The organism is Natrarchaeobius halalkaliphilus (assembly GCF_003841485.1).
GTDB lineage: Archaea > Halobacteriota > Halobacteria > Halobacteriales > Natrialbaceae > Natrarchaeobius > Natrarchaeobius halalkaliphilus.
In genome coordinates this window covers 353559-380019 of sequence record NZ_REFY01000003.1, presented here as the reverse complement: position 1 = coordinate 380019, position 26461 = coordinate 353559, and the positions used below count along the sequence as shown (strand labels likewise).

At 64.0% G+C, this 26461-nt stretch carries 27 protein-coding genes; 15 read left to right on the top strand and 12 right to left on the bottom strand.

What is annotated here, in order from left to right; genetic code table 11:
* The 3 genes from rad50 to EA462_RS08800 all read right to left on the bottom strand — a co-directional run bounded on the left by rad50 (position 1) and on the right by EA462_RS08800 (position 4531).
* The gene (gene rad50, locus EA462_RS08810; protein ID WP_124178198.1) at positions 1 to 2685 is read right to left on the bottom strand and encodes a DNA double-strand break repair ATPase Rad50; all 2685 of its coding nucleotides are present in this window, start codon (positions 2683 to 2685) and stop codon (positions 1 to 3) included.
* Positions 2682 to 4079: a DNA double-strand break repair protein Mre11 gene (mre11, locus tag EA462_RS08805; protein WP_124178197.1), complete on the bottom strand. Its 1398-nt coding sequence runs from the start codon at positions 4077 to 4079 to the stop codon at positions 2682 to 2684. The genes rad50 and mre11 overlap by 4 nt, the downstream gene beginning before the upstream one ends.
* A gap of 182 nt (positions 4080 to 4261) precedes the next feature.
* Positions 4262 to 4531 (bottom strand): MarR family transcriptional regulator, encoded by a 270-nt coding sequence (locus tag EA462_RS08800; protein ID WP_124178196.1) that lies wholly within the window; start codon positions 4529 to 4531, stop codon positions 4262 to 4264.
* A 122-nt stretch (positions 4532 to 4653) separates the two neighbouring features.
* Between EA462_RS08800 and pan1 the strand changes: the two genes are divergently transcribed.
* The 3 genes from pan1 to EA462_RS08785 all read left to right on the top strand — a co-directional run bounded on the left by pan1 (position 4654) and on the right by EA462_RS08785 (position 7554).
* Positions 4654 to 5871 carry a proteasome-activating nucleotidase Pan1 gene (gene pan1 / locus EA462_RS08795; protein ID WP_124178195.1) on the top strand — a complete coding sequence of 406 codons (1218 nt, stop codon included), beginning with the start codon at positions 4654 to 4656 and terminating at the stop codon, positions 5869 to 5871.
* Positions 5872 to 5983: 112 nt separating this feature from the next.
* Positions 5984 to 7150 (top strand): thiolase C-terminal domain-containing protein, encoded by a 1167-nt coding sequence (locus tag EA462_RS08790; RefSeq protein WP_124178194.1) that lies wholly within the window; start codon positions 5984 to 5986, stop codon positions 7148 to 7150.
* Positions 7147 to 7554, top strand: a complete 408-nt coding sequence (locus tag EA462_RS08785; protein ID WP_124178193.1) for a Zn-ribbon domain-containing OB-fold protein — start codon at positions 7147 to 7149, stop codon at positions 7552 to 7554. Before EA462_RS08790 ends, EA462_RS08785 begins: the two co-directional genes overlap by 4 nt.
* 7 nt (positions 7555 to 7561) lie before the next feature.
* Here EA462_RS08785 and EA462_RS08780 read toward each other — a convergent pair whose 3' ends face one another.
* From EA462_RS08780 to EA462_RS08770, 3 genes are all read right to left on the bottom strand, one after another.
* The gene (locus EA462_RS08780) at positions 7562 to 8512 is read right to left on the bottom strand and encodes an alpha/beta fold hydrolase (RefSeq protein WP_124178192.1); all 951 of its coding nucleotides are present in this window, start codon (positions 8510 to 8512) and stop codon (positions 7562 to 7564) included.
* Between the two features lie 84 nt (positions 8513 to 8596).
* Entirely contained in the window at positions 8597 to 9700 is a 1104-nt protein-coding gene (meaB, locus tag EA462_RS08775) for a methylmalonyl Co-A mutase-associated GTPase MeaB (protein ID WP_124178191.1), read from the bottom strand.
* Positions 9697 to 10113, bottom strand: coding sequence for a cobalamin B12-binding domain-containing protein (locus EA462_RS08770; RefSeq protein ID WP_124178190.1), 417 nt, complete (start codon positions 10111 to 10113; stop codon positions 9697 to 9699). Before EA462_RS08770 ends, meaB begins: the two co-directional genes overlap by 4 nt.
* Positions 10114 to 10334: 221 nt before the next feature.
* Here EA462_RS08770 and EA462_RS08765 point away from each other — a divergent pair, with 221 nt between their 5' ends.
* Positions 10335 to 11006, top strand: a complete 672-nt coding sequence (locus tag EA462_RS08765; RefSeq protein WP_124178189.1) for an HD domain-containing protein — start codon at positions 10335 to 10337, stop codon at positions 11004 to 11006.
* Between the two features lie 18 nt (positions 11007 to 11024).
* Here the strand turns inward: EA462_RS08765 and EA462_RS08760 are convergent, their stop codons facing one another.
* Both EA462_RS08760 and EA462_RS08755 read right to left on the bottom strand, forming a co-directional pair.
* On the bottom strand, positions 11025 to 11702 hold the full coding sequence (locus EA462_RS08760; RefSeq protein WP_207891643.1) for a LysE family translocator: 678 nt from the start codon (positions 11700 to 11702) through the stop codon (positions 11025 to 11027).
* 122 nt (positions 11703 to 11824) lie between these two features.
* The gene (locus tag EA462_RS08755; protein WP_124178188.1) at positions 11825 to 12781 is read right to left on the bottom strand and encodes a TIGR03557 family F420-dependent LLM class oxidoreductase; all 957 of its coding nucleotides are present in this window, start codon (positions 12779 to 12781) and stop codon (positions 11825 to 11827) included.
* Between the two features lie 133 nt (positions 12782 to 12914).
* Between EA462_RS08755 and EA462_RS08750 the strand changes: the two genes are divergently transcribed.
* Positions 12915 to 13940, top strand: a complete 1026-nt coding sequence (locus EA462_RS08750) for an ABC transporter ATP-binding protein (RefSeq protein ID WP_124178187.1) — start codon at positions 12915 to 12917, stop codon at positions 13938 to 13940.
* Positions 13937 to 14710, top strand: coding sequence for an ABC transporter permease (locus tag EA462_RS08745; RefSeq protein WP_124178186.1), 774 nt, complete (start codon positions 13937 to 13939; stop codon positions 14708 to 14710). Before EA462_RS08750 ends, EA462_RS08745 begins: the two co-directional genes overlap by 4 nt.
* 187 nt (positions 14711 to 14897) lie before the next feature.
* On the opposite strand, the gene EA462_RS08740 is transcribed toward EA462_RS08745, so the two are convergent.
* Entirely contained in the window at positions 14898 to 15326 is a 429-nt protein-coding gene (locus tag EA462_RS08740) for a CopG family ribbon-helix-helix protein (protein ID WP_124178185.1), read from the bottom strand.
* 155 nt (positions 15327 to 15481) lie between these two features.
* Between EA462_RS08740 and EA462_RS08735 the strand changes: the two genes are divergently transcribed.
* Both EA462_RS08735 and EA462_RS08730 read left to right on the top strand, forming a co-directional pair.
* Positions 15482 to 16258 carry a creatininase family protein gene (locus EA462_RS08735; RefSeq protein ID WP_124178184.1) on the top strand — a complete coding sequence of 259 codons (777 nt, stop codon included), beginning with the start codon at positions 15482 to 15484 and terminating at the stop codon, positions 16256 to 16258.
* Between the two features lie 113 nt (positions 16259 to 16371).
* Positions 16372 to 16830 carry a hypothetical protein gene (locus EA462_RS08730; protein ID WP_124178183.1) on the top strand — a complete coding sequence of 153 codons (459 nt, stop codon included), beginning with the start codon at positions 16372 to 16374 and terminating at the stop codon, positions 16828 to 16830.
* On the opposite strand, the gene EA462_RS08725 is transcribed toward EA462_RS08730, so the two are convergent.
* Entirely contained in the window at positions 16815 to 17504 is a 690-nt protein-coding gene (locus EA462_RS08725) for an O-methyltransferase (RefSeq protein ID WP_124178182.1), read from the bottom strand. The genes EA462_RS08730 and EA462_RS08725 overlap by 16 nt on opposite strands.
* A 113-nt stretch (positions 17505 to 17617) precedes the next feature.
* Between EA462_RS08725 and EA462_RS08720 the strand changes: the two genes are divergently transcribed.
* Positions 17618 to 18076 carry a dCTP deaminase gene (locus EA462_RS08720; protein WP_124178181.1) on the top strand — a complete coding sequence of 153 codons (459 nt, stop codon included), beginning with the start codon at positions 17618 to 17620 and terminating at the stop codon, positions 18074 to 18076.
* Between the two features lie 4 nt (positions 18077 to 18080).
* Here EA462_RS08720 and EA462_RS08715 read toward each other — a convergent pair whose 3' ends face one another.
* Entirely contained in the window at positions 18081 to 18740 is a 660-nt protein-coding gene (locus EA462_RS08715) for a glycerophosphodiester phosphodiesterase (protein WP_124178180.1), read from the bottom strand.
* Positions 18741 to 18966: 226 nt separating this feature from the next.
* Here EA462_RS08715 and EA462_RS08710 point away from each other — a divergent pair, with 226 nt between their 5' ends.
* The 5 genes from EA462_RS08710 to gdhB all read left to right on the top strand — a co-directional run bounded on the left by EA462_RS08710 (position 18967) and on the right by gdhB (position 24822).
* On the top strand, positions 18967 to 19416 hold the full coding sequence (locus EA462_RS08710; protein WP_124178179.1) for a response regulator: 450 nt from the start codon (positions 18967 to 18969) through the stop codon (positions 19414 to 19416).
* Between the two features lie 73 nt (positions 19417 to 19489).
* The gene (locus tag EA462_RS08705; protein WP_124178178.1) at positions 19490 to 20218 is read left to right on the top strand and encodes an SDR family oxidoreductase; all 729 of its coding nucleotides are present in this window, start codon (positions 19490 to 19492) and stop codon (positions 20216 to 20218) included.
* Positions 20219 to 20268: 50 nt separating this feature from the next.
* Positions 20269 to 23253 carry a bacterio-opsin activator domain-containing protein gene (locus EA462_RS08700; RefSeq protein ID WP_124178177.1) on the top strand — a complete coding sequence of 995 codons (2985 nt, stop codon included), beginning with the start codon at positions 20269 to 20271 and terminating at the stop codon, positions 23251 to 23253.
* 112 nt (positions 23254 to 23365) lie between these two features.
* Entirely contained in the window at positions 23366 to 23506 is a 141-nt protein-coding gene (locus EA462_RS08695; RefSeq protein WP_124178176.1) for a rubrerythrin-like domain-containing protein, read from the top strand.
* Positions 23507 to 23508: 2 nt separating this feature from the next.
* Complete coding sequence (gene gdhB / locus EA462_RS08690; RefSeq protein WP_124178175.1) at positions 23509 to 24822, top strand: glutamate dehydrogenase GdhB; 1314 nt, start codon at positions 23509 to 23511, stop codon at positions 24820 to 24822.
* A gap of 55 nt (positions 24823 to 24877) precedes the next feature.
* Here the strand turns inward: gdhB and EA462_RS08685 are convergent, their stop codons facing one another.
* Positions 24878 to 25501 carry a phosphoribosyltransferase gene (locus EA462_RS08685; RefSeq protein ID WP_124178174.1) on the bottom strand — a complete coding sequence of 208 codons (624 nt, stop codon included), beginning with the start codon at positions 25499 to 25501 and terminating at the stop codon, positions 24878 to 24880.
* A gap of 232 nt (positions 25502 to 25733) precedes the next feature.
* On the opposite strand from EA462_RS08685, the gene EA462_RS08680 reads away from it, so the two are divergent.
* Entirely contained in the window at positions 25734 to 26387 is a 654-nt protein-coding gene (locus tag EA462_RS08680; protein ID WP_124178173.1) for a class I SAM-dependent methyltransferase, read from the top strand.
* Positions 26388 to 26461: the final 74 nt, after the last annotated feature.

The window sequence follows — 26461 nt, the reverse complement described above, 5'->3', positions numbered from 1 at the left end:
CTACGTCTCAGACGTGAGAAGCGACGTTTCCGGCGGCGACCGTCGCTCGAGACGGGAGCGATTCGAGGTCGCGTCTTTTTCGACGCGAACGATCGAGTCGGCCGCGCCGACGAGTTCCTCGTCGTGGCTGACGACGAGGATCTGTTCGACGCCCAGATTCCGCATAGATTCGACGAGCGAGACGAGCTGGGTGACGTGCCCGGAGTCGAGAAAGACGGTCGGTTCGTCGAGAATCAACGGCGGCATCGGCGCGTTCCCCTCGACGCCCTCCGCGAGAAGTCGGTAGATCGCACACCGGAGACTGAGGTTGAACAACGCTCGTTCCCCACCCGAGAGCTGTTCGGGCTCGAGCGGCTCGCCGTCTTTCTGATAGACGGTCAGCCGGTACTCTCCATCGAGATCGATCGACGCGTACGAGTCGTTCTGGTACACCAGATCGAACGTCTCGTTGAGCAACCGCTCGAGGGTTTCGACGTTTCGCTGTCGAAGCTCCGCACGAAGGTCACCGTAAGTCGTCTGTAACGTCTCGGCCTCTTCGTACAGCGACTCGAGGCGATCACAGCGCTCGCGGAGGCGTTCGAGACGCTCGCGGAGACGATCCAGTTCGTCGAGTTCGTTCTCGACGGCCCCGATGGCGTTCTGGACTTCGTCGCGCCTCTCGCGCAGCTCCGTCAGCTTCTCGTCGACCTTCTCGAGATACTCTCGGGCGCTCTCTCTGTCCTCTCGAGCGGTCGCTACTCGTTCCTCGTCGAACTCCGCTTCGAGTTCTTCCTTTCGATCGCGCTTGTCCGAGAGTTGCTCGCGACGCTCGTCGTTCAGCGTCCGCCAGTCGCTGCGACGCTCGCGCAGCGTTTCGATCTCGTTCAGACGTTCCGCGCGTTCGTCCCGGATCTCCGTCAACCGCTCGAGCGTTTCCAGACGAGTCGAAATCTCCCCGCGTTCGGAGTTGATCTCTCCGATTTCGGCCTGCAGCGTCTCGACTTCGTCAGTCAGTTCCTCGGCTTTCTCGCGTTTTTCCGCCACCTCCCGTTCGTACGTCTCGACGTTTTCACGCAGTTGCTCGCGTTGCTCGCGTCGCTCTTGAACCGCCTCGCGTTTCTCCGCGAGTAGCTGTGAGGCGTTCTCTCGGTTTTCCTCGAGTCGCTCGAGCCGTCGTTCGCTCTCCCGTCGCGCGTCGGCACGTTCGATCCGCTCGTCGAGTTCGTCGCGATCGTTTTCGAGGGATTCGAGACGCTCCTCGAGAGTTTCGAGGTCGTCGCGCTTGTCGTCTAGAACGTTGACGTGGGGGGAGTCTTCGACCGGTTGACCGCACTCGGGGCATTTTCCCGCCTCGAGGAGCGCAGTCCCCTCCTCGATCGCGTTTTCGACCGTCTTGATCTCCGCGGTCACGTCGTTGATCTCGGAGACCAGCTCGTCGCGGTCGTCCCGAAGTGATTCGAGGTACGATTCGGTCTCGCCAAAGGCGACCTCGGCGTCGTCGAACGTCGCCCGCGCCGATTCGATCTCGCCGTCGAGATCCGCCAGTTTCTCCTCGCGTTCGGTGATCGTTTCTTCGTCCGCTTCGAGTCTCGACTCGAGGTCAGCGATCTCCTCGCGGGCGTCACTCGCGCGGGATTCGAGATCGGCGGCTTCCTCCCGGAGCCGATCCGCGTTCCCGTTCGTCTCCGTGATCGAGACGTGAACCTCCTCTAGTTCGTCCCGAAGCTCGTCGTCTCGCTTTTCTCTGTCGTCGATGTGTGACTCGATCGCTTCGATGTCGGCTCCGTCCTCGAGATCGGAGTCGGCAAGCAGCGCTGATCGTTCCTCCTCGAGTTCTTCCCGTCGGCTTTCGAGGGAGCGGATCTCGTCTTTCGCGTCGTCTCGGTCGCGTTCGGTCTCCGAAATCTTCGATCGGAGCGTCTCGATTTCGTCACCGAGGGTCTCGATCTCCGCTCTCGTCTCCTCGTGACGGTCGAGAACGTCTTCAGCGGTTTCGAGCGTTCGCTGTGCGTGCTCGCGCTGGGACTCGTAGTTACCGATCTGCTCTCCGAGTTCGGCTGTTTTGGATTCGAGACCGTTGAGGCGCTCGTGAAGGTCTTTTTCCTCCTTGGTCTCGACCTGTCCGTGGACGTCCTCGATCACCTCACGCTGTCCGTCGAGTACCGTCTTTACGCCGAGTCTCGCGTCGCTCGCCCGCTCGCGGTACTCCTCGAGCGCGCCCAGCTGGAGGAGGTCGTCGATCATGTCCTGGCGCTCGCCCGGCGAGGCGTGAATAAGCTTGTTCACCTCGCCCTGGCGGACGTACGCGCAGTTGACGAACGCGTCGGCGTCCATCCGCAGCAACGTCGTTATCTCGGCGCGCACGTCGCGAGCGCCCTCGATCGTCTCCGTCCCCGTCTCGAGGACGCACTTCGTGGTCGAGGCTCGATCGCCGCGCAGCGTGAGGTGGCGCTCGACGTGGAACGCCCGTCCGTCGTGGGTGAACTCGAGTTCGACTTCGGCGTCGTCCGCGCCGGTCGTGATGACGTCGTCGAGGGTCCGATTGTCGAGTGCTTTCGAGCCGTACAGCGCGAAGAAGACGGCCTCGAGCAGCGTCGATTTCCCGCTGCCGTTGACGCCGTGGACGACCGTGACGCCGCGATCCAGATCGAGGTCGGCCTCGCCGTAGCACTTGAAGTTTCGGAGCCGAATCCGGTCGACTTTCACGCGAAATCACCCAGTGACGCATCGGCCTGTTCGTCCGACTCCGTCGAGTCGGATTCATCGGTTCGATCGGCTCTCTCAATCCGCTCGTCGGTGTCGTTCGTGTCGGACCCGTCGATCTCGTCGGTGGAGTCAGTATCGGATTCGTCGACTCCGTCGGTGGAGTCGGTCTCGTCCTCGACGGCCGCCGACTCGATGGCACCCCCATCCGTCTCATCACCACCGTTTCCACGGCGGTCTGCGACCGTCGTTATCGTCTCCGGGTCGCGCTCGGATGTCGGTTCGAAGGCGTCGTGGTCGTCCTCGAGCAGCTCCCGAACCCGCCGTTCGACGCTCTCACGGACGGTCGAATCGGGCAGATCGCCGTCTCGGACGGTCCGGTCGATCTCGAGTGCGGCGTCGCTGAATCCGAGTTCGCGGACGCGATCACGAACGGCGTCGTCGGGGTCCGCGAAACTCACCGAGACCGCCTCCTCTTCGTCGGGTAGCTCGCGACGATCGTTGACCCGAGCGACGAGGGCACCGCGGTCGACGGCGAGTTCTTCGATCGCTGCCGGCGCGATTGGCCTTCCGTCTCCCTCGATCGTGACGATTACGACCGCGTCCTCGAGGTCGTGTTGACGGACGCTCTCTTGGACGCGATCCACTCCCTCGTCGTCCTCGAGGGAGACGTCGACGAAGACGAACTCGCGCGTCGAGGTGAGACCGCGCCGGCTGATCGCGACCTCGCTCTCGAAGCTCACGAGATTGTAGCCCCGGTCATCGCGCTCGCTCGCGCTCGCGCGTTCGGTCGACCCGCAGTAGGTGACCCAGGTGTCGAGCACCTCGGCGGTATCGGGTTTGTGGTTGTCCCCCAGCAAGACGGCGTCGAACTCGACGGTCGACTCCGAGAGCAGCCGTTCGGTATCCCAGTCGGCGTGGGCGAACGGCTCGAAGAGGCCGTGGCTCACGAGCGCCGCGTGGTCGGCGTCGTCGGGAACCGGCCCGAAGTCGTACTCGAGGTCGTCGCGTCGCGAACGAGGAACGAAATCGAGACCGTAGAAAGCGACGTCGTCGACGACCTCCGGTTCGCCACCGAGGCGGACGGCGAGCCCGAGATCCGCGAAGAGGTCGAGCCACTGGGCGTCGCGTTTCCCTTCGTGATTTCCCACGACGGCCAAAAACGGAATCTCGGCGTCGGCGAGCGTCCGCAGGACCTCGACGGTTCCCTGGAGGTCGATCAGTCCCGGTCGACGGTCGTGAAAGAGGTCGCCGGCGTGGACCACGGCGTCGACGTCCGCGGTAACGGCGTCCTCGATGACGCTCCGGAACGCCTCGAGGAAGTCCCGTCGTCGCTCGGGCGCGTTGTACTGTTGATACCCGATGTGGGTGTCGCCCGTGTGTATCACCCGTGTCATCTATCCGGCCATTGGAGAGTCGCCCCTATAGGGATTCCGTGACCGGAGCGAACGTGACCAGTGCTCGTGAACGGACGAGAACGCAACTCCAATCGACCACTTCGGTCGTGTCTTATCGTTCGCGGTCGGATCGAACGGAAAGTCGAGCGGAGACTAGAGGGAGTACAAAAACGGCTCGAAGTCTACGAGTCGATGTCCAGGCTGTACAGCCGCTTGCGAGCGTCCGAGAACGAAAATCGCGAGTCGATAACGTTCTCCTCGTCGAGGCGATTCAGCGCGTATCGAACGGTTCGAGAGGGGAGCAGCGTCTCGTCTGCGATCTGCTGTTGGGTCATCGTATCGTTGTACTCGAGTACCTTCGCGACGAGTTTCGCACTCGGTGGTAGATCCCGCACGTCCTCCCACGTTCCTCGTTGGTCGGCCTCCCGCCGAACCGTCTCTGATGCACTCATCGTATACCCTTTCCCAATACGAGCTAATAATATTTTCTGTTTAATCTAATGCTCTGTGGTTATATTAGGGCCACCTGCATATACCCGAAGCCTCTTATGAACAAACACCTAAAGCTTGGGTGATGAGTGACACTGTGGACGACGTCGACCTCCCGTACGACGAGGACGAGACGTCCCAACAGGAGAAGATCCAGGCGCTCGAGGACCAGCTGGAAATCCTCGAGGCCCAAAACGAGGAGATGAGAGACAAACTCCTCGACGCGAACGCTGAGAACAACAAATACCAGCAGAAGCTCGAACGGCTCACTCACGAGAACAAAAAGCTCAAGCAGTCGCCACTGTTCGTCGCCACGATCCAGGAGATTACGGACGAGGGCGTCATCATCAAACAGCACGGGAACAACCAGGAGGCGCTGACCGAGGTCACCGCGGAGATGCGCGAAGACCTCGAACCGGACGCTCGCGTGGCCGTCAACAACTCGCTGTCTATCGTCAAGTCTCTCTCGAGCGAGACCGACGTCCGCGCTCGCGTGATGGAAGTCACCGAAAGTCCCGACGTCAGCTACGAGGACATCGGCGGGCTCGAAGATCAGATGCAGGAGGTCCGCGAAACCGTCGAGATGCCCCTCGAAAACCCGGGCATGTTCGACGACGTCGGAATCGAGCCCCCGAGCGGCGTCTTGCTCTACGGGCCACCGGGAACCGGGAAGACGATGCTCGCAAAGGCCGTCGCCAACCAGACCGACGCGACCTTCATCAAGATGGCCGGCTCGGAGCTGGTCCACAAGTTCATCGGAGAGGGCGCAAAGCTCGTACGCGACCTGTTCAAGGTCGCTCGAGAACACGAGCCTGCGGTTATCTTCATCGACGAGATCGACGCCATCGCCGCCACGCGAACGGAATCGAAGACGTCAGGCGATGCCGAGGTCCAGCGGACGATGATGCAGTTGCTCGCAGAGATGGACGGCTTCGAAGAGCGGGGCGAGATCCGTATTATCGCCGCGACCAACCGCTTCGATATGCTCGATCGGGCGATCTTGCGTCCCGGTCGATTCGACCGCCTCATCGAGGTTCCCAAACCCGGCAAGGAGGGACGCGAACTCATCTTCGAGATTCACACGCGCGGGATGAACGTCTCGGACGACGTCGAATTCACGGCCCTCGCAGAGGAAGCCGACGTGGCCTCGGGAGCGGATATCAAGGCTATCTGTACCGAAGCCGGCATGTTCGCGATCAGGGACGATCGCACCGAGATCAGGATGGACGACTTCCGCGACGCCTGGGAGAAGATCCAGGCCGATGGCGACGAGACTGACGACGTCTCCAAAACGTTCGCCTGAGCCGGCTTTTCGATCGGGCTACCGGGTTCGTTTCAGCGGACCGTCTCGGTGGCGCCGTCTCGAGTCTTCTTCGACCGCGGGATATTAACGGTTCGACCTGCTATGGGAGTGTATGTCTCCCGTCCGTGTCGCAGGAGCGGGGCTGACTCCGTTCGGAAACGTTCCCGAACGGACTGGCCGAGACCTCTTTGCCGAGGCGAGTACGATTGCGTTCGAAGACAGCGGTGTCGAACGCGAGGACGTCGAAGCCGTCTTCTACGGGAATTTCATGGGCGAACTCTCCGAGCACCAGGGCCACCAGGGGCCGCTGATGGCCGAGGCAGCAGGCGTCCGAGCACCCGCAACCAGGTACGAATCCGCGTGCGCCTCGAGCGGCGTTGCGGTCAGAGACGCCGTCTTCCGGATTCGAAACGGCGAGGCCGACGTCGTCCTCGTCGGCGGTACCGAACGGATGACGAACCTCGGAACCGCTGGCGCGACCGAGGCGCTGGCCATCGCCGCCGACGACCTCTGGGAAGTCCGCGCAGGGATGACGTTTCCCGGGGCATACGCGCTGATGGCACAGGCTTACTTCGCGGAGTACGGCGGCGACCGCGAGGGACTGGCCCACGTCGCGGTCAAAAATCACGAGAACGCGCTGCCCAACGAGAAGGCACAGTACCGGAGCGAAATTACGGTAGAAGACGTCCTCGAGGCCCCGCAGGTGTCCTCGCCGCTCGGTCTCTACGATTCCTGTCCGATCTCCGACGGCGCGGCCGCACTCGTGTTGACGAGCGAGGCCTACGCCGAGGAACACGGCCTCGAGGCCCCGGTCGCGATCACGGGAACGGGACAGGGCGGCGACCGAATGGCCCTCCACGATCGCGACTATCTCGCGCGTTCGCCCGCAGCCAGCGAGGCGAGCGAGGAGGCGTACGCCGATGCCGGCGTCGACGCGGGCGACGTCGACGTTGCGGAGGTCCACGACTGCTTTACCATCGCGGAGGTCCTCGCGATCGAGGCGCTCGGTCTCGAGAGTGTCGGTGAGGGAATTTCGGCGGCTCGAGACGGGCGCACGACCGCGGACGGCGACACCCCGGTCAACCTCTCGGGAGGGTTGAAAGCGAAAGGACACCCCGTCGGTGCCACCGGCGCGTCTCAAATTGCCGAGATCGCGGCCCTTTTGGCCGGCACACACCCCAACAGCGAGTTCGTCGAGGGTGCGACCACCGGCGTGGCCCACAACGCAGGCGGAACGGTTGCCAGTGCGACCGTTCACGTACTGGAGGTGATCCCGTGAGCGACAGCGGCGAGTCAGAGGGCGTCCAGGACGCCGGCTTCGACGACTGGGTCGACGCCGCAGAGGAGGGGACGGCGTACTATCTCGAGTGTCCTGACGGACACGGGTCCTTGCCACCGCGGCGGGTCTGTCCCGAGTGCGGCCTGACGGACCTAGAGCGCGTCGACGTGCCCGAAACCGGAACGGTCGAGACGTACACCGTCACGCACGTTCCGACGCCCGCCTTCGAGGACGACGCACCCTACGCGACGGCCATCGCGGATTTCGGTCCGGTCAGAATTACCGGCCAAGTCGTCGGTACGGATCCGGATGTCGTCGAGGACGGCCTCGAGGTCGAACTCGAGATCACCGTCTCGCAGACGACTGGCGAACGGGTAATCGGGTTCGATCCGCTGGTGCGGTGACTGGTCACTACTCGTCCCGGCCGGACTCGAGATCGCTGTGAACGAGTTCTGCGGAGAGGTACTCGGCGAATTTCTCGGGATGTTCGACGTGTGGCAACTGCGTCGCGTAGTCGATGACGACCAGTTCGAGGTCGGCGGCCTCCGCGAGATCGCGACCGTCTCGAAGCGAAACGAGTTCGGCGTCTCGGCCCCAGACCAGCGTCGTCGGCGTCTCGAGGGAGGCGAGCTTCGTCGCGAGATCGAAATCGGGGTCGAGTGAGCCGGCGACGAAGGAGGCGGGAGCGTACCGAGCGCCGGGCTGGTGGGCACTGCGCCAGGCGTAATCGATCGTCTCCGTCTCGAGTCGGTCGCTGTCGTAGTAGCCGTCGCGATCGTAGAAGTATTCTATCGAGGGTTTGCTGGCGAGTGCGTTGTAGAGCGTCGTTCCGACGAGCGGCGTTCGCAGGAGCGACCGAAGCCGCGGCCGTTCGTCACGGGTTTCGTCGGTCGGACAGATCAACACGAGCGAGTCGAACGTCGTTTCGTCGGCCGCGTCGACGGCGAACGAGCCGGTGAGTGAGGAGGCGACCACGATCGGTTCATCGGTCACGTCGCTTGCGAAGTCGCGAACGAAGTCGGCGTACAGCGTCGGTGAGTACACCAGCGGCGGCCGTTCGGATCGTGCAAACCCGGGGAGATCCACGGCGATGACGTGGTACTGATCTGCCAGCCGCTCGAACACCGGTTCGAACTCGTCGCTGCTGGCCCCCGCGTGGATTCCGTGGAGCAACAGCATGTCCGGATCGGTGGGTTCGCCGGCGACGGTGTACTCGATATCGATGCCCCGCCACCGATAGTTCCGCTCGACACCCGGCAGTCGACTCTCGAGACCGCCGGCGCGGTTCGCGAGCAATCGGTTACTGAGGGCCGCGCCACCGACGATTCCGGCGGCGACACCGAGGACTGTTCGCGCGTTCATACCGTCTCCTACACCGGCGACAGTCTTAGACCTGGGGTTACGATGTATGCGTCTCCGATCCGAGTGATTTCTCGGGTTCCCGCCCTACTCGCAGTCGCTCTCGTCCGCGTCGAGTTCCTCGAGACAGTCCGTGACGGGTGCCAGTACCTCATCTGCGACGGTGTAGGGATCGGTCTCGCCGCGCCGTACTGTCTCCGCGAGAGTCTCGACGCCTCCAGACCGATCGAGTTCGGTCTCGAGGGTGGCGTTGAGGTCCTCTCGAAGCAGCGTTCGAATCTCTTCGGCGTGTCGCTTGCGTGCCTTCTCGACGCCCTCGCCGGAGCGCTCGAGGAACTCTCGATGAGCGCCGAGTTCCCCGATGAACGAGTCGACGCCCTCGCCCGTGGTGGCGACGGTTTCGACGATCGGCGGCCGCCACCGTTGCTGGCTCGCGTCCCGGTCGCCGTCGTCTGCGCCACCGCGACCCTCGTCGAGCACTGTCCCGTGACGGTTTCTCGTCGAGTTCGAACCGTGATGACCTGCGGTTTCGAACCCGTGTCCCGACTCGAGTTCGATCATCTCCCGAAGCTCCTGGACGGTTCGATCGGCTCCGTCGCGATCGGCCTTGTTGACGACGAAGACGTCCGCGATCTCGAGGATTCCTGCTTTGAGCGTCTGAATCGAATCGCCAGATCCCGGCGGGACGAGGACTGCAACGGTCTCGGCTGCCCTGACGACGTCGATCTCGTTCTGGCCCGCACCGACGGTCTCGACGATGATCTTGTCCTTCCCGAAGGCGTCCATGGCGGTGACGGCGTCCATCGTGGCGGTCGAAAGCCCGCCCAGAGTTCCGCGCGCGCTCATCGAGCGCACGAAGACGTCCATGTCTCCGACGGCTGAGGCCATTCGGATGCGATCTCCGAGTACGGCACCGCCGGTAAACGGTGAGGACGGATCGATCGCGATGATGCCGACCGTCTCGTCCCGGTCGCGATAGCGTTGTGCGAGCTTGTCGACGAGCGTGGATTTTCCCGCACCGGGGCTTCCCGTGATTCCGATCACGTCGGCCCCGCCGGTGTGCTCGTAGAGGGCGGAGACGAGGTCTCTGTACCCCGGCGAGCGGTCCTCGATCTTCGAGATGACGCGGGCCAGAGCGCGGTGTTTGCCCGCCAGTAGCTCCGCGATCAGCGAGTCGTCGTCGGGACTCATCGTTCGGGTGCGTTCTCGCGGACGAACTCGATCGTCTCCTCGATCGACGTCCCTGGACCGAAGATCGCCGCGACGCCGGCGTCCCTGAGTTCCTGGCGGTCCTCGTCGGGGATGACCCCGCCGACGAGGACGAGAGTGTCGTCTTTGGCGTCGTACTCCGCTAACCCGTCCATGATCTTCGGGACGAGCGTGTCGTGGGCACCAGAAAGAATAGAGATTCCGAGCACGTCGACGTCCTCCTGGACCGCCGCCTGAACGATCTCCTCGGGTGCCTTGTGCAGACCGGAGTAAATGACTTCGAAGCCGGCGTCCCGGAAGGCTCGAGCGATGACGTGTGCGCCGCGGTCGTGACCGTCGAGCCCCACTTTCGAGACGAGACACCTGATCGATCGTCCCTCCTGCGTACTGACCATACCCCTATTTCCGTCGGTGTATGTTTGGTTTTACCGGTGGTGTTTCCGCGACACTTCGAGGGGATAGTAACGAGCGAGCGCTCCATAGTTCACGTCGCACGAACGGTCGCCTTTTCGTGACGGTCGTCGAACTGGTCAGTACGGCGAACCAAAGGCTAAAGAGCGAAACTCCCGAACATTCACTCAATGACTATCGTTCGTCTATTGCGGAGGGATCTCTCGTGGGCGTCGAAATAAAAGAGAACAGGGTACCCGACGTCGAGTTCGAGGAGATGAAAGGGTTCGTCTTCGAGTACCTCTCGGCCAGCGTGGAAAAAGAAGAGGAGGGTGGGCGAATGCGGTGGTATCCGTGGCACTCCGCTGAGTACCGCCACAACCACATCCTGAACGTGGTCGATCTCGCTGAAGAGATCGCCAACAAGGAGGGCGCAGACGTCGATGTGACTCGCGTCGCTGCGCTCTTTCACGACGTCGCGAAACTCGAGACCGACCAGGAACTTCACGCCGAAGCTGGCGCTCGGATCGCCCGCGAGTATCTCGAATCGCGCTCGGAGTATCCCGAATCGTTCATTCATCAGGTGTGTCGCGCGATCGAACACCACTCTTACCGGGGGGATCTGGAGGACCTGTCGCTCGAGACGCAGTCTCTCATCGAGGCGGATCTCCTCGACAAGATCGGTGCGAACGGAACGGCGCTGATGCTGTTGCGCATGGGGTACGAAGCCCGAACGCACATGGACGCAGACGAGATGGTCGAGCGCGTTCTCGATCGTGGCTACGACGCCGCCTCGCGCGTCGAAAGCGACACTGCAGAGAGCATCGCTCACCAGCGCCTCAAACGCGTTAAATGGTTTCAGGAGTGGCTCGAGGACGAAATCGCCGGCATGGGCTGACGATTCGAGCCCCCCCGATCAACCGATCTGACCCACTCCCACCACGAAGAACACCAGTCCGAACCCCGCCAGAACGACCGCGCTGAGGGCGGAAACCGCGGGAGCGAACCGATCGACTCGACGACCGATCGACACCAGTGTTGCGGGGTAGGTAACGATCCAGAGTCCGATCCCGGCGAAGAAGCCGAACAGGAGCGCAGGTGAGCCGGTCTGGACGACAAGCAGGCCAGCGAGACCATCGCCAGCCGCAGGAACGTACGAGAGGACGTCCAGGCTGCCCGACTCGAGCAACCCGACGCCGACGGTGAGCCAGAACCCGATCTGGTACGGATTGGTCAGCGAAAGCGCGAACGTTTTACGAAATCCCTTCGACGCGCGCTGGCCGTCGCCCGTGAACGAGGCTGCGGATCGGGCCGCCCTGATCGCGCCGACGGCGAAGTAGAGCATCAAGAGTCCACCGGCGAGGTAGAGGGCCGGTCGAACGACCTGGTATCGGTCGATGACGGTGACGACGCCGGCCAGGGTGAGAACGAAAAACAGCACGTCCGCGACCATCGCGCCGAGGCCCGCTCTGAACCCCGCCCGCCAGCCGCTGACGACGCTCTCTTCGGCAATGATCGCGTTCATCGGTCCGGGCGGTGCGGCGAGGGCGAGTCCGAAGACGACCCCCGCGAGCGCGGTCACGAGGAGTGCCACGGTGTTCGCTCTCGAGTCCGTGACGGGACGACAAAAGGCCAGCGACCCGGACCACAGTGATTCACTGGAATGGGGCCGTTGCTGTCCGGATCCGACCGTTGCGATCGTTCCGCTCGCGGTTCTCACTCGAAGGACGGCAACACATCTTCCTCGTAGAACTCGAGGAGTTCCGCCTGATCGGGGCCGATCTGGTGAACGTAGACGTGATCGTAGCCGGCGTCGATCGCCTCCTGGATACCCTCGACGTGTGCTGTCGGATCCGGATCAGTGATCGTCCCAGACGCCCCAACGTCCTCGCGGTCGACCATCGATGCAGCCTGCTCGAAATGTGCAGGGGTTGGCAACTCTTGTGCGAGCTCGCCCGGCAACGAGCCATTGGGCCAGTACTTGAGGACGGTGTCGATCGCCTCGGCTTCGGTTTCGGCGTAACAACAGTGGACCTGCGTGTATCGCGGCCCCTCGCCACCGGCGTCCTCGTAGATATCGACGATCTCAGTCTGTGGCCCCGAACACCAGATTCCGTCGCCGTATTCGGCGGCCCACTCGGCGGTCCGTGGCCCGAAGGCGCTCGCGATCGTCGTCGGCTGGTCGTCCGGAACCGTATAGAGCCGGGCGTTTTCGACCGTGTAGTACTCGCCTCGGTGACTGATCGTCTCGCCGGTCCACAGCGATCGCATGACGGCCATCGCCTCTTCGAGCATCTCGAGGCGAACGTCGTGTTCGGGCCATCGGTGGCCGACGACGTGTTCGTTCAGATTCTCGCCGGTCCCGACGCCGAACGTAAACCGATCGTCCAGCATTTCGTCCACGGTGGCGACCGCGTGTGCGACGTTGAGCGGGTGGATCCGCATCGTGGGGCAGGTGACGCCGACGCCGACGTCGATCTCGTCCGTCGCGGCGGCGATCGCGCCGAGCGTCGACCAGACGAACGGCGACTCCCCCTGTGCCGAGATCCAGGGGTGAAAGTGATCCGAGATCGAGACGAAGTCGAAGCCGGCAGCTTCGGCTCGTCGAGCGTTCTCGACGAGCTCCATCGGTCCGTGTTCTTCACTCGAGAGCGTGTAACCAAGCTGAGTCACTCGTTCGCCTATCACGAGCCGGTCGGTAACGGTTGGGCCTGCGACGGCAAGAGCGGCGACGGTCCGGCTACCGAGACGGACCGCCCACGGCCGAATCGAACCCCTTACCCGGACCGGGTCGGTACTCGACGGTATGGAAGCCGTCGTCGAGGCGACAGGGGTCGAGAAAACGTACGGCGAGACGGTCGCGCTTTCGGGGGCCTCCCTGGCCGTCGAACGCGGCGAGGTATTCGCGCTGATCGGACCGAACGGAGCCGGAAAGACCACGCTGGTCCGTGCGCTGACGGGCACGACCGATCTCGATTCGGGGACCGTCCGCATCCTCGAGACGTCCCCGACGACCGTCGACCGCAATCGACTCGGAGCGTTGCCACAGGCGTTTTCGCCACCGGATCGCCTCACCGCTCGCGAGTTGCTCTCGTACTACGGAAACCTCTATGCCACCCCCCGCGACCCCGACGACGTCCTCGCGGCCGTTGGCCTGAGCGATGCAGGCGGGACGGCCTACGAGAATCTCTCGGGCGGCCAGCAGCGACGCGTCTGCGTCGGCTCGACGCTGGTCAACGATCCCGACGTCCTTTTTCTCGACGAGCCGACGACCGGAATCGATCCCGCCGGTCGACGGACCGTGTGGCGGTTGATCGAGGACCTCGCCGCGACCGGGACGACCGTCGTTCTTACGACGCACGATATGGCCGAGGCCGAACGGCTAGCCGATCGGGTCGGCTTACTTGCCGACGGTTCGCTCGTCGCTCGCGGCCCCCCGGCGGAACTCGTCCGCGAATACGGCGGCTCGAGTCGCGTGACGATCGAGACGAGCGCCGATCCGGCCGCGTTCGATTTCCTCGAGTATCCCGTCGAGCGACCCGTACGGCATCGACGCGGTGGCCCCACCTCGAGCGCGAGCGGTGCCGTGGTCGTCTCCGACGTCGAAGCCACAGCCGTCGGATCGGTCGTCGACGAACTCGAGAGCCACGGCATCGAGTATACCGGCCTGAGCTGGGCCGAACCTGATCTCGACGACGTCTACCTCGAGCTCGCAGCCGAGACGGAGCGGAGTCGAACGGGTCGACCCGGAACCCGCTCCGGCGGTGAGCCCGAGGGAACTGATCCGGCGGACGGCGACGGCGGCGGTACGCAACGAGGTGAAACCGCGTGAGTCGGGTCGGACGAGTTCGGTCGGAAGCGACCGCCGGGTGGCGGTCGTTCGTTCGCCGACGAACGGCGGTCTTTTTCACGTTCTTCTTCCCGGTGATTCTCATCGTCATCTTCGGCGCGCTGATCCGAACTGACCCGACCGGCGGCGGTCTGTTCGCGGAGCCGGCGGCGTACTACGTCCCCGGATATCTCGCCGTCGTCGTCCTCTTTACGCCGCTGTCTCGGATGGGAAGCGAGGTCGCCCGCCATCGCGAAGGCAATCGCTTCGAAAAGCTCGCGACGACGCCGCTCACCCGCCTCGAGTGGCTTTTCGCCCAGACGCTCGTCAACGCGGTGATCATCGGACTCGCGAGCCTGCTCATCCTCGCGCTCGTGATCGCCCTGACGGGTGCGGAGATCGTTTTCTCGCCCCTTCTCGTTCCGTACGTCCTCCTCGGCGTGGTCTGTTTCTGTGGCGTGGGTGCGATGCTGGGGAGCTACACCGACTCCCGCGACGGGGCGGTCGCCGCGAGCAACGCGATCGGGCTTCCGTTGCTCTTTCTCTCCGAGACGTTCATCGCACTCGAGCAGCTTCCCGACTGGTTCGAGCCCCTGGTCGGACTCTCGCCGCTTACGTACTTCGCTCGCGGCGTCCGGGCGGCGACCGATCCGGATGCGGCCGCTCCGAACGGTGTCGGAATCGATCCCGTGCTTGCGAACCTCGTGGTCCTGGCTGTACTCGCCGGAGTCGCGTTCGCACTCGGCGCGCGATCGATCCCGCGAACGGACTGATACGGTTTGCTGTGACTTTTCACCGGAGCGACCGCGAGCCATCCTGCGGTCGCTCCGGTAACGACTTACAGTAGACCGTATGAGGTCGGAGCGAACGGTGTGAGGTCGGCGCAGTGCGAGGAAAAATTCGCATCGAAAATCTACGGATGAGCAAGACGAGCGCCTCGGGGCTTGACCCCGGGGCAGTTCACCGTCCCTGTGAAATCGGATCGAAGTCGTCGACCGGAATAACGGAGTAGTCGACGGTGAGTGCGTCTTTCGTGGCCCTGATCTTGCCGACGAACGTCGAGATGTCCTCGAGTTGTCCCTCGAGGACGAACAGCTCCATACAGTAGTGGTCACCGACGTGGCTGTGGAAGTTCGAGGCGACCAGCTCCTCGTGCTCGTGACGCAGGTGCATCATCTGTTCTTCGACGCTGGTCGTCTCGTAATCGAACAGTACCGTGACGATCCCCATCAGATCTCTCTCCTCGAGACGGGTGTCCTCGAACTCACCGAGGAGGTTTCTCGAGGCCTCTCTGACGACCTCGCTCCGGCCCGTGTAGCCGTGTTCCTGTGCGAACTCGTCGAGTCGATCGAGAAGCTCGTCCGGCATCGAGACGCTTACGACTGCCATGTAATAACTCGGTGGTCAAAATATATTAAGCCTTATCATCCATCGGGTTTCCTGCGAGCAGGCACAGGCAAAATTCACCGGTTCGACGTCGTTCAGCGGGCGTACTCGCTGGATCGGCCATACACCGTTTTGCACCTGGCCTCCAAGCGTGATGTATGTATCTCCCACACCGAAGCTGGCCCGACCTCGTCGACGGCGCCGACGAGTCCCTCGCCGTCGTTCCGCTCGGATCGACCGAACAGCACGGCCCGCATCTCCCGGAAGGAACGGATCACCTGATCGCGGAGAGCCTTGCCCGCGCGGCGACCGACCGAACGGGCCATCTCTGTACACCGGTGATTCCGATCGGCGTCAGCGCACACCACCGACAGTTTCCCGGGACGATGTGGGTCGAACCGCCGGTCTTTCGTGACTACGTCGAGAGCTTCTCGAGAAACCTCTCCTATCACGGAATCGATCGGATCGTCTACGTCAACGCACACGGTGGTAACGTCCCCCATCTCCGCGAGGTCGGCCGGCGACTCCGTGACGACGAGACGGCGTTTGCGATCGAGTGGATGTGGGACGAATCGATTCCGGATCTGATCGAGGACGTCTTCGAAACGCCCGGTCCCCACGGAGGACCAAAAGAGACAGCGATGATCATGCACATCGCCCGCGACCTCGTTCGTGAGGGACGCCTCGAGGAAGCCCGCGATGGAGGTGCCGTCTTCGACTACGACAGCGAGCGCGTCCACGGGGCGACGACGTTTTACGATTCGATCGAAAACAGCTCGAACGGCGTTTTCGGGGACCAAACCGACGCCACGCCCGAGATCGGAGAACGACTGTTCGAGGCCGCGGCCGACCAGCTGGTCGCGTTGATCGAGTGGATGGACGACCAGCCTTTCGACGACCTGATGCCGAGGTCGCGACTGAATTCTCCGCAGTGATCAGTTCCTGGCGGTCATTATACTCCTGACGGTGGATCGGTCGCCATCTCGGCGGAGGATCGGTCGCCAGCCAACAACTATATAATCAACCGGGGACAGGTGCCAGCAAACACGTGTCCGACGTGATTCCGAGATCACTCCGCTCAAACTGGCCGACACTCGCCGCCTCGTTCGCCTGTTTCGCCGTTGCCGGCATCGCCAACGGTGGCGCCGCCGGCCTCGCGGCGACCATCGGGACCACCGGCGTTGCCGTCGTCGGCGTCTACCTCGCTGCACGGTTCGTAACGACGATTTCCCGGCCGGAACTGGCCCGGCTGTCGTTCGCGCTGTGGGTCGCGTTCCTGGCCGTCGCCGGACTGTACGCCATCGGACCCGACGCGGTCATAGCGGCCGTTCCTGGCCCGTCCGAGGCGCTTTCGCTCTCGCTGACTGCGATCACGTGGGGGACGCTGTTTTCGGCCGCTTCGACTACGGTGTTCCTCGGATTCCGCGAGCTCGGCTCTGCCAGTACGTCCGAGATACCCGAGGAGCAGATCCTCGACGGAGAGAGTTCCGATTATTCGACGCGGTAACTGACGGCGATGCCTTCGCCGAGGGGCAACACGATCGTCTCGAACGCGGGATCGTCGATAACGCGTCCGAGGTAATCCGCGATCCCGCGAGTGTATTCGTTCGCCCGCTGGATCGGATCGGGGTCGCCGTCGGCGCTCCCTTCGGCCTCGAGAATTTCGAGGAGCGTCTCGAACTCGATGGGACCCGCCGTGATCGCGTTGTCAGCGACGACGACGCCGCCCACCGGAACCTTCGGCCGGACGGCCTCGAATGCGTCAGCGTACCGGTGTTTCTGGTGGTCGATCAGGACGACATCGAACGGCCCGTCGTATCGTTCGATCGTGTCCATCGCGTCTCCCAGCTCGTAGCGGGCACGATCGTCGTACCCTCCGTCCGCCAGGTGCGCTCGAGCCAGCTCGAGTTCGTCGTCGTCGACTTCGGTGAGGACGATCTCGCCGTCTTCGGGCACCGCACCGGCGAGCCAGTACGCCGAGTAGCCAAACCCGGAGCCGAACTCGAAGACGCGCCGGGCGTCGCTCACGCGTGCAACGAACCGGAGAAACCCACCGACCTCCGGGCCGACGAACGGGAACCCCTCGCTACGCGCGTACTCGCCCATCTCGCGGAGGGTGGCGTCCGGTTCGGGGCCGATCGCGCTGATGAATCGAACGATATCGTCGGAGAGTACGTCCATGGGTTCCAGTTACGTGCCACCACCATAGCGGTCCCGATCGATCGAACTCCGCCCTCGAGTTCACGGGCGAGAGAGCATTCTTTTTGACGCTTCGAACCGTTCGTCCGATCGAAATGTCCGCCGAACATCCCCTCGTCGAGTGTATCGATAATCTGGTGTACGAGCCGACCCAGGTTCACGAACACGGTATCGATCTGACGGTAAGTGCCATCTACGAGGTCGCCGCTCCGGGGCGTATCGATTTCGGCGGCGACGAACTCGAGGACGCCGACCTCGAACCCGTCCCGACGTCGCTTCGCAGTCCCGACGACGAGTTCGGCTGGTGGGAACTCGAAGGTGGCCAGTACGTCGTCCAGCACAACGAGTTTCTGACGGACGCCGAACGGACGCTGCAACTTCAGCCCCGGAACGAGCTGCTGGCTCGAGGCGTCTCCCATCCGTCGATGCTGGTCGCGTCACACCTCCCGCTGGTTCCGATCTCGGTTGCCGGCGGCGGGGTGAAGATCAAAGAAAACGCCCGAATATCGACGCTGGTCTCGACCGATTCTCCCGAGCCGTCCGAGAACCGGTGACCGGCTAGATCCGAATCGGCCGGTCCGCAGAGACGCAGTCGACGCCGCGCAGTCCGAGCACTATCGCCGTCAGGCGTCGCTCGATCGACCACGCGTGAATCTCGAGGTCGACGGACTTCGCTCGGGGCACGAGCCGGGTCCCCAGACAGCGCCAGTAGTTCGCACCGATGACGTCACAGCCGAGTTCGACCGCCGTCGTCACGGGCGTCTCGAGTCGGCGGTTGACGAGCAGTCCGGTCGGCTGTGAACGATCGAGGTCGGTGATCGTTCGAAGCTCGGGGGAGAGGAAGGAGGTGACGACGACGCGGTTATCTACGCCCTCCAGGGCCTCGAGGACGTCGGCTGCGATGTCGTGATCTTTCATCTCGAGATTGATCTCGGTGTCCGTGGGAACGACGGCGAGCATCTCTTCTAGGGTCGGGATTCGCTCGCCGGAGCCGAGGACCGATCTGGTCCTCAGCTCCTCCAGGCTGCTGTCTGCGACTGTCCCCTCACTCCCGGTGACGCGCTCTAGGGTTTCGTCGTGGATCACGACGAGTTCGCCGGAACCGCATCGCCGGACGTCGAACTCGACGGCGTCAGCGTGTTCGGCGGCCGATTTCACGGCGGCGATCGTGTTCTCGGGTGCGGTTGCGGCGAATCCTCGATGGGCGATCAGACGCATTCGATCCGTATCATGTGCTCGAGAACGCTTATAATGTCGGACGGCTCTCGAGAACGGATGCGATCGCCGGGTTCGCCTCGACGGGCAGTTTCCGCGTCGACGGTGGCCGGTTCCAAATACTGTAGTACGTACGTTTAAACCGACGAGGGAACTACACCCACACGGTTACGTTGTCCAATGATTGATCGCAGTTCCCTCCACCGATGTCGATCGGGGTGACCGATCGGTGAACAGTCGCATCGAAGCGCCGATCGACATCCTGCTCGTCGAGGATAACCCGGGAGATGCACGGCTCACGGAGGAGGCGTTCGAGGCGCACTCGAACGAGGTCACGCTGTCGGTCACGACCAGCGGAGACGAGGCGCTCGAGGTGCTCCGGAAGCGGCGCGACGAGGATCCGGCCACCGTCCCGGACCTCGTCTTGCTCGATCTCAACATGCCGGGAATGGACGGCTTCGAGTTCCTGAGAACGATCAAGGCCGATTCTGCGTTCACGCGCCTGCCCGTGCTAGTGTTGACGAGTTCGACCGCTTCCGAGGACGTCCTCGAGAGTTACGAACTCGCGGCGAACGCCTATCTCACGAAGCCAACCGATCCCGACGAGTACGCCGCGATCGCGGACGCCGTCGTCGCGTTCTGGTTCGAACGAGCGAGCCTGCCATCGAGCGTTCCCTGAGCGGCGTTCCGATCGTCGCGTCCCGGTGAACGCAGCCCCGCAATTGATCCGTTCGGCCGTCGCAGTGTGTCGTATGTCCGCAGTGAACGCGTTCGACGTCGACTTCGACGGATCCGTCGCGATCGTTACCGGAGCGAGTGGAGCGCTCGGGAGTGCCGCCCTCGATCGGTTTCGATCGGCTGGCGCAACGGTTTGTGCCGTCGACGTGGTCGCTCCCGATGACGACGAGAGCCTGCTCGAGGACGATCTCGGACCGGATACCGAGTTCTACGAAGCCGACCTGACGGACGAAGGGGACGTCGAGTCGGTCGTCTCAGAGATCGTCGACGATCACGGCCGAATCGATCACCTTCTCAACATCGCCGGCACCTGGCGGGGCGGCGATCCGATCGCGGAGACCGACCTCGAGGAGTTCGAGATGCTGGTCGACGTCAATCTGACGACGGCGTTTCTCGCATCGAAACACGCGCTCTCACACCTACAGGAGTCGGCGGGATCGATCGTCAGCGTCAGCGCTCGCTCCTCGCTCGAGGGTGGGGAAGGCGACGGTCCGTACCGGATCACGAAAGCCGGAATCCGGCTGTTGACGGAGACGATCGCCGCCGAAAACCGGGGGACGGTCCGGGCAAACTGCGTGATGCCGAGCGTGATCGATACGCCGATGAATCGAGAGATGATGCCCGACTCGGATCACGACGAGTGGGTCGATCCCGGCGAGATCGCGGACGTCATGGCGTTTCTCTGTAGCGACGGCGCGTCCGTGACGAGCGGTGCAGCGGTCCCGGTCTACGGCGAGGCGTGATGGTCTCGAGACCGATGGATTCTATGGTGCCGACGCTGTAGAGCCGCCGAATGGAACCGGCACCGATCCGCGACGTACATCTCCTCGTCGTCGAGGGTGACGCGGACGAAAACGTGACGCCCATCTCGAACGTTCTCGACGGCGAAACCGGGGGCGGACTCGTCGGGACCGTGACCGCCGTCTCGAGCGTGGACGGGGCGCTCGAGGAGCTTTCAGACCGAACGGCCGACTACGCCGTGACGGCTTTCGACCGGTCGGTCGGCTGCGTCGTGGCGGCCCACCACATCGAGGACGGAAGCGGCCTCGAGCTGCTCGAGACGATCCGCGATCGTCGGCCGTGCGTCCCGGTGGTGTTCGCGCCGGCTGCGGGCGATGAACTGCTGGCGAGCGAGTCGGTCGCCGCCGGAGTAGCGGCCTACGTTCCCGCGGATCGACGTGCTGACGATCTCGAGGGGGCCGTCGAACGGGCGATCGAGGACGGGCGAGAACGACACCTGTGCCGGTCGCGGGCACGCGGGTTCTCCGCACTGTTCGACGATCCGGAGACGTACTGGTGGCTGCTCGATCCGGATGGGGTCGTCGAGCGAGCGAACGAGGCGGTCCACGAGACGCTCCGTGTGGACCCGGGCGACCTCCGCGGTCGTTCGTTCGAACGGATTCCCTGGTGGGAGGACGGCCGTGAGCGACGAGGGACGATCACCGATGCGGTCGAGGCGGCGGCCGGCGGCGACGTCGTCCGTCGGGACCTCCGGCGCTCGACGCCGGACCGTGACGACTCGGGGATACTCGAGGTGACGATCCGGCCCGTTCGCGACGAGTCTGGAGCCGTCGTTTCGCTGCTCGCGCGGGCGGTCGACGGCACCGATCGGGCGCGCCTCGAAGCCGAACTACGCGACTCGGAGGAGCTTCACCGGGTGACGCTCAACAACATGACCGATACGGTCCTCGTCACCGACGACGACGGTGGGTTCACGTACGTCTGCCCGAACGTCCACTTCATCTTCGGCTACGACGACGACGAGATTCGCGAGATGGAGACGATCGACGAGTTACTCGAGCCCGCGCTTTTCGATCCGGACGAACTCGCCGCGGCGGGCGTTCTGACCAACATCGAGTGTACGGCGACCGACAAGGCGGGACGAGAGCACACCCTGCTGGTCAACGTCAGGCAGGTGTCGATTCAGGACGGAACGACGCTTTATAGCTGTCGAGACATCACGAAGCGAAAGCGACGCGAGGAGGCACTGACGGCGCTTCACCGATCGACGCGAGAACTGCTGTACGCGGAAACCGACCAGGAGATCGCGAGCCTCGTCGTCGAGGACGCGACGGACGTGCTCGACCTCGATGCGAGCGCCGCCTACCTGTTCGATACGGACGAAAACGTGTTGCGGCCGGCCGCTCGCTCGCCGGGAATGGCGTCGCTCCACGGCCCGCTCTCGACGCACCACACCGGAGACGGGACCGTTCCGAGCGAGGTCTTCGTCGCGGGCGAGAGCCGGTTCCTCGGAACGGCCGGATCACCGATGGAGGGGGACCCGACGAGTGACGTCCGGAGTGCGGCGTTCGTTCCGCTGGGTGACCACGGGGTGTTCGTCGCCGGATCCGCGAACGCTGAGGAGTTCGACGAGCTCTCCCGGGAGTTGACCGATCTCCTCGCGGCCACGGCCGAAGCCGCCCTCGATCGCGTCGAGCGGGATCGAACGCTGCGCGAACGAGACCGTGAGCTCAAGCGACGGAACCGGCAGCTCTCCCGGCTCAACCGGATCAACGAACTCATTCGCGAGATCGACGGCGCGCTCGTCCGGGCCGAGACTCGAGCCGAGATCGAACGGGCCGTCTGTGAACGGCTGACGACGGCCGATCGGTTTTCGTTCGCCTGGATCGGAACGATCGACACCGCCACCGAACGCTTAGAGCCCCGCGCTCACGGCGGAACGAGCCGCGGAAAGGAGTATCTCGACAGCGTCTCGCTTTCGATCGCCAGCCAGGACGACCTTCGGTCGGGCTCCGAGATCTCGGCGGCGGGCCGCGAGCCAGCGGTCAGGTCGGCGATCGGCGGCGGAGTCACTAGCGTTGGGAACGTCGCCGACGGGCTGCGCGCAGATCGCTGGCGAAGGGAGGCGCTCGCCCGCGAGTACCAGTCCGCACTCGCCGTATCGCTGTCCTACGACGAGTTCACCTACGGGGTCCTGACAGTCTACGCCGACCGTCCGGACGCGTTCGGCGAGGTCACTCGAGCCGTCTTCGAGGAGCTGGGCGAGACGATCGCATCCGCGGTCGCGGCGGTCGAACGGAAGACCGCGCTGCTTTCGAGTTCGCGAACGCGCCTCGAGTTCGACGTCGCCGACGAGAGCTTCGTCTTCTCGCGGCTGGCCGAGCGGTCCGGTTGTACGATCTCCTTCGACGGCGGCGTTCGCCAGCACGAGGGCGGCGCAACCGTCTTCGCCACCGTCGAGGGAGCGCCCGTCTCGACCGTCGTCGACGCGGCGAGAGAGCTCGTCGCCGTCGAGGACGCCCAGATCGTCAGCGGCGGCCGACCGGACGCCGCCGGTGAGGGTACCACCACGGGCGGTGGGACGGTCCGCCTCCTGCTGTCACCGCCGTTTCTCGCGCTTCGTCTCGCAGATCACGGCATCGTGTTGCAACGCGTCGACGCGACGCCGTCGAGCACGCGAGTCGTCGTCGACGTTCCGAGCGCGGTCGACGACAGGGGGAGTGCGGATCTCGTCTCGCGGTGCTTTTCGAACGCCGACCTCAGGTCGAAGCAGTCCGTCGACCGGGCGACGTCGCAGGACGTTCGGTCGAAGGTGATCGAGCGGCTGACGGACCGACAGCTCGAGGTCGTCCAACTCGCATACTACAGCGGCTACTTCGAGTCGCCGCGAGGGTGCTCGGGCGAGGACGTCGCGGAGGCGCTCGAGATCTCTCCGGCCGCGTTCTATCGCCACGTCCGGACCGTCGAACGAAAGCTCCTCGAGTTGCTCTTCGAAGAGATCGGCGTCGAGGCGACGATCGCAAGTAGGGTTGAATAGTGAACCGGTCTGATTATCTAACGCTAGATAGTGAACGGACAGTCTCATCATAATATACCTAATATTCCTAAATGCGACGAACATCGCTTCCGATTCGCTCGTCGTAGTACCCATGAAAGACGTTCAACTCGATCCCGAGGCGGAATCAGCGTACGAGTGCTTCAGTTGTGGAACCGTCGTCCACGCCACGGCGCCGGGTTCGTGCCCGAAATGCGGCGCGGACATGCGTAATCGACGGACACCGATCGAGTAGCGATGGAATCGGATCAGCAGTCTCCTCCGGCAAAAGAGCAACGGCGCTCTTCGAACGGAGCGGCCGAAAGCGCCCTCGAGACCGCGCGACGACAGCTTTCTCGGGGCAGTTCACACCTCGAACTCGGAGACGCCGTCCGCGAGCGACTCCGCCATCCGACGACGGTCCACGAGGTGACGGTCCCGCTCGAACGCGACGACGGAACCGTCGAGATGTTTACGGGCTACCGTGCCCAACACGACAGCGTTCGGGGTCCCTACAAAGGCGGGCTCCGGTACCACCCCGACGTCACTCGAGACGAATGCGTCGGGCTATCGATGTGGATGACCTGGAAGTGTGCCGTGATGGATCTCCCCTTCGGCGGGGCCAAAGGGGGGATCGTCGTCGATCCTAAATCGCTCAGCGAGGGCGAACGCGAGCGACTCACCCGGCGGTTCACCCAGGAGATCCGAGACGTGATCGGACCGACGAGGGACATTCCCGCACCGGATATGGGAACGGACCCACAGACGATGGCCTGGATCATGGACGCCTACAGCATGCAAGAGGGCGAAACCATCCCCGGCGTCGTCACCGGCAAGCCGCCGGTCATCGGCGGCTCACACGGCCGGGAAGAAGCGCCGGGACGGAGCGTCGCCATCGTCACGCGTGAGACCTGTGACTACTACGACCGGCCCCTCTCGGAGACGACCGTCGCGGTCCAGGGCTTCGGCAGCGTCGGTGCGAACGCCGCTCGCCTGCTCCAGGAGTGGGGGGCGACGATCGTCTCCATCAGCGACGTCAACGGCGCGATCTACGATGCGGACGGGTTCGACGTCGGGGCGATCCCCGGTCACGACGAAGAACCCGAGGCGGTCACGCGCTACGCCACCGAGAACAGCGACGTGACTCGGCTTTCGAACGAGGAACTGCTCGCACTGGACGTCGACGTTCTGATCCCGGCGGCCGTCGGCAACGTCCTCACCGCGGACAACGCGGACGACGTCCGAGCGGACCTCGTCGTCGAGGGCGCGAACGGCCCGACGACGTTCGCCGCGAGTGCAATCTTCGAAGAGCGCGAGATTCCGGTGATTCCGGACATCCTCGCCAACGCCGGCGGCGTGACGGTCAGCTACTTCGAGTGGCTCCAGGATATCAACCGCCGGCGGTGGACGCTGGAGGAGGTCACCACGGAACTCGAGTCGGAGATGGTCCGCGCCTGGAACGTCGTTCGCGAGGAAGTCGACCGCCGCGACGTCACCTGGCGCGACGGCGCGTACGTCGTTGCCCTCTCGCGAATCGACGAAGCCCACGAAATGCGTGGGCTCTGGCCCTGAGACGGGCTCGATGGGACGGGCGAAACCGATCCCGTGGACGACAGTCCCGTTTCGATCAGCTCTCGAGGTAGTCGATCGCGTCCGCGTCGCTCACCTGTCCAAAGGTTCGATAGAACTGCCCGACCGCGCGGAAGTTCTCCGGCGTTCGAAGCGCGACGACGTCGTCGGCTTCGCTCCTCAGCGAGTCGACGGCGCTGGGCGAACCGACGGGTACCGCCAGCACGAGCGACGCCGCGTCGGCCTCGCGTATCTGTCGAAGGCAGGCCGTCGCCGTCGCGCCGGTCGCGACGCCGTCGTCGACGACGACCACTCGAGCACCCGCGAGATCGGGTAGTTCGTCCGTCTCGCGGTACCGCGCCAGCTTTTCCCGAGCGTTGTCGGCCTCCATCGTCCGGACGTCCTCTACGTACGCCTCCGAGACGTCCAGTTGATCGATGAGCGCGTCGTTTCGCCAGACGGTGCCGTCGCTCGCGACCGCACCGAGGGCGAGTTCGGGGTTACCCGGTGCCCCCATCTTTCGTGCGACCACGATATCCAGGTCGGCCTCGAGCGCGTTCGCGACCGGTTTTGCCACGGGCAACGCGCCGCGCGGGATCCCGAGGACGACGTCGGCCTCGAGGCCGCGTCGCTCGAGTTCCGCCGCGAGTCGGTCGCCGGCGTCCGCTCTGTCCTCGAACATGGCGTCCGATACGACCGCCAGCTACTATGGATTTGGGTAGCACACGACGGCCGCCGTGGCACACCGGCGGTGATGGATATCGGACCGCGTACGAATTCGAAGGAAAGCAAAGCCGGTCAAATCCTCTATATAGTCTCTCTGGTCACTCTATCCCTATACTTTGATTTTCAAAGTGATACCGATCAGGACCGCACGGGGAAACGATTACCCGCCGCGGGCGGATAGCTCACCTATGAGCGAACGGAGCACGCAGGAGACGCCTCGAGACGACCGCGAGATCTCACATCCCGTCTTCGCCGCGATCTACGATCGGGTTCCCCAGTCGTGGCTCCTCCGATCGCACCGGGAGTATCTCACGCGAGCGCTCTCCGGTCGCGTCCTCGAGATCGGGGCCGGCGACGGCGCGATGTTCCCGTACGCGGCCGCCGCCGGGACGGACATCGAGTACCACGCGATCGAACCCGACCCGCACATGCGAACTCGAGCGGAGAGCGCCGCCCGCGAGCGCGGATTCCCGGTCGACCTCCGGAGCGCCCGCGCCGAGTCGCTTCCCTACCCCGACGAGAGCGTCGACGTCGTCCTCGCTTCGCTCGTTTTCTGTACCATCGAGGACCCCGACGCCGCGCTCGCGGAGGCCGCTCGCGTCTTGAAACCCGGGGGCGAGTTCCGGTTTCTGGAGCACGTTCGCGCCGACGGCTGGCGCGGGTCGGGACAGGACCTTCTGAATCCGCTCTGGAAGCGGGCAGCTGGTGGCTGTCAGTTGAACCGCGAGACGATCCCCCGGTTCGTCTCCCACGACGCCTTCTCCGTCGTCGAAATCGAGCGGCTGAGGTTCGGAATCTTTCCCGTGCGACCGTTCGTCCGGGGTACGCTTCGTCGACGGTGAGGGAAACCCCGGTCGCTGTAGCCGATGCGACGACGGGATGCGCCGTCATGGTCGGTCTCTGGGATTTATCGTCA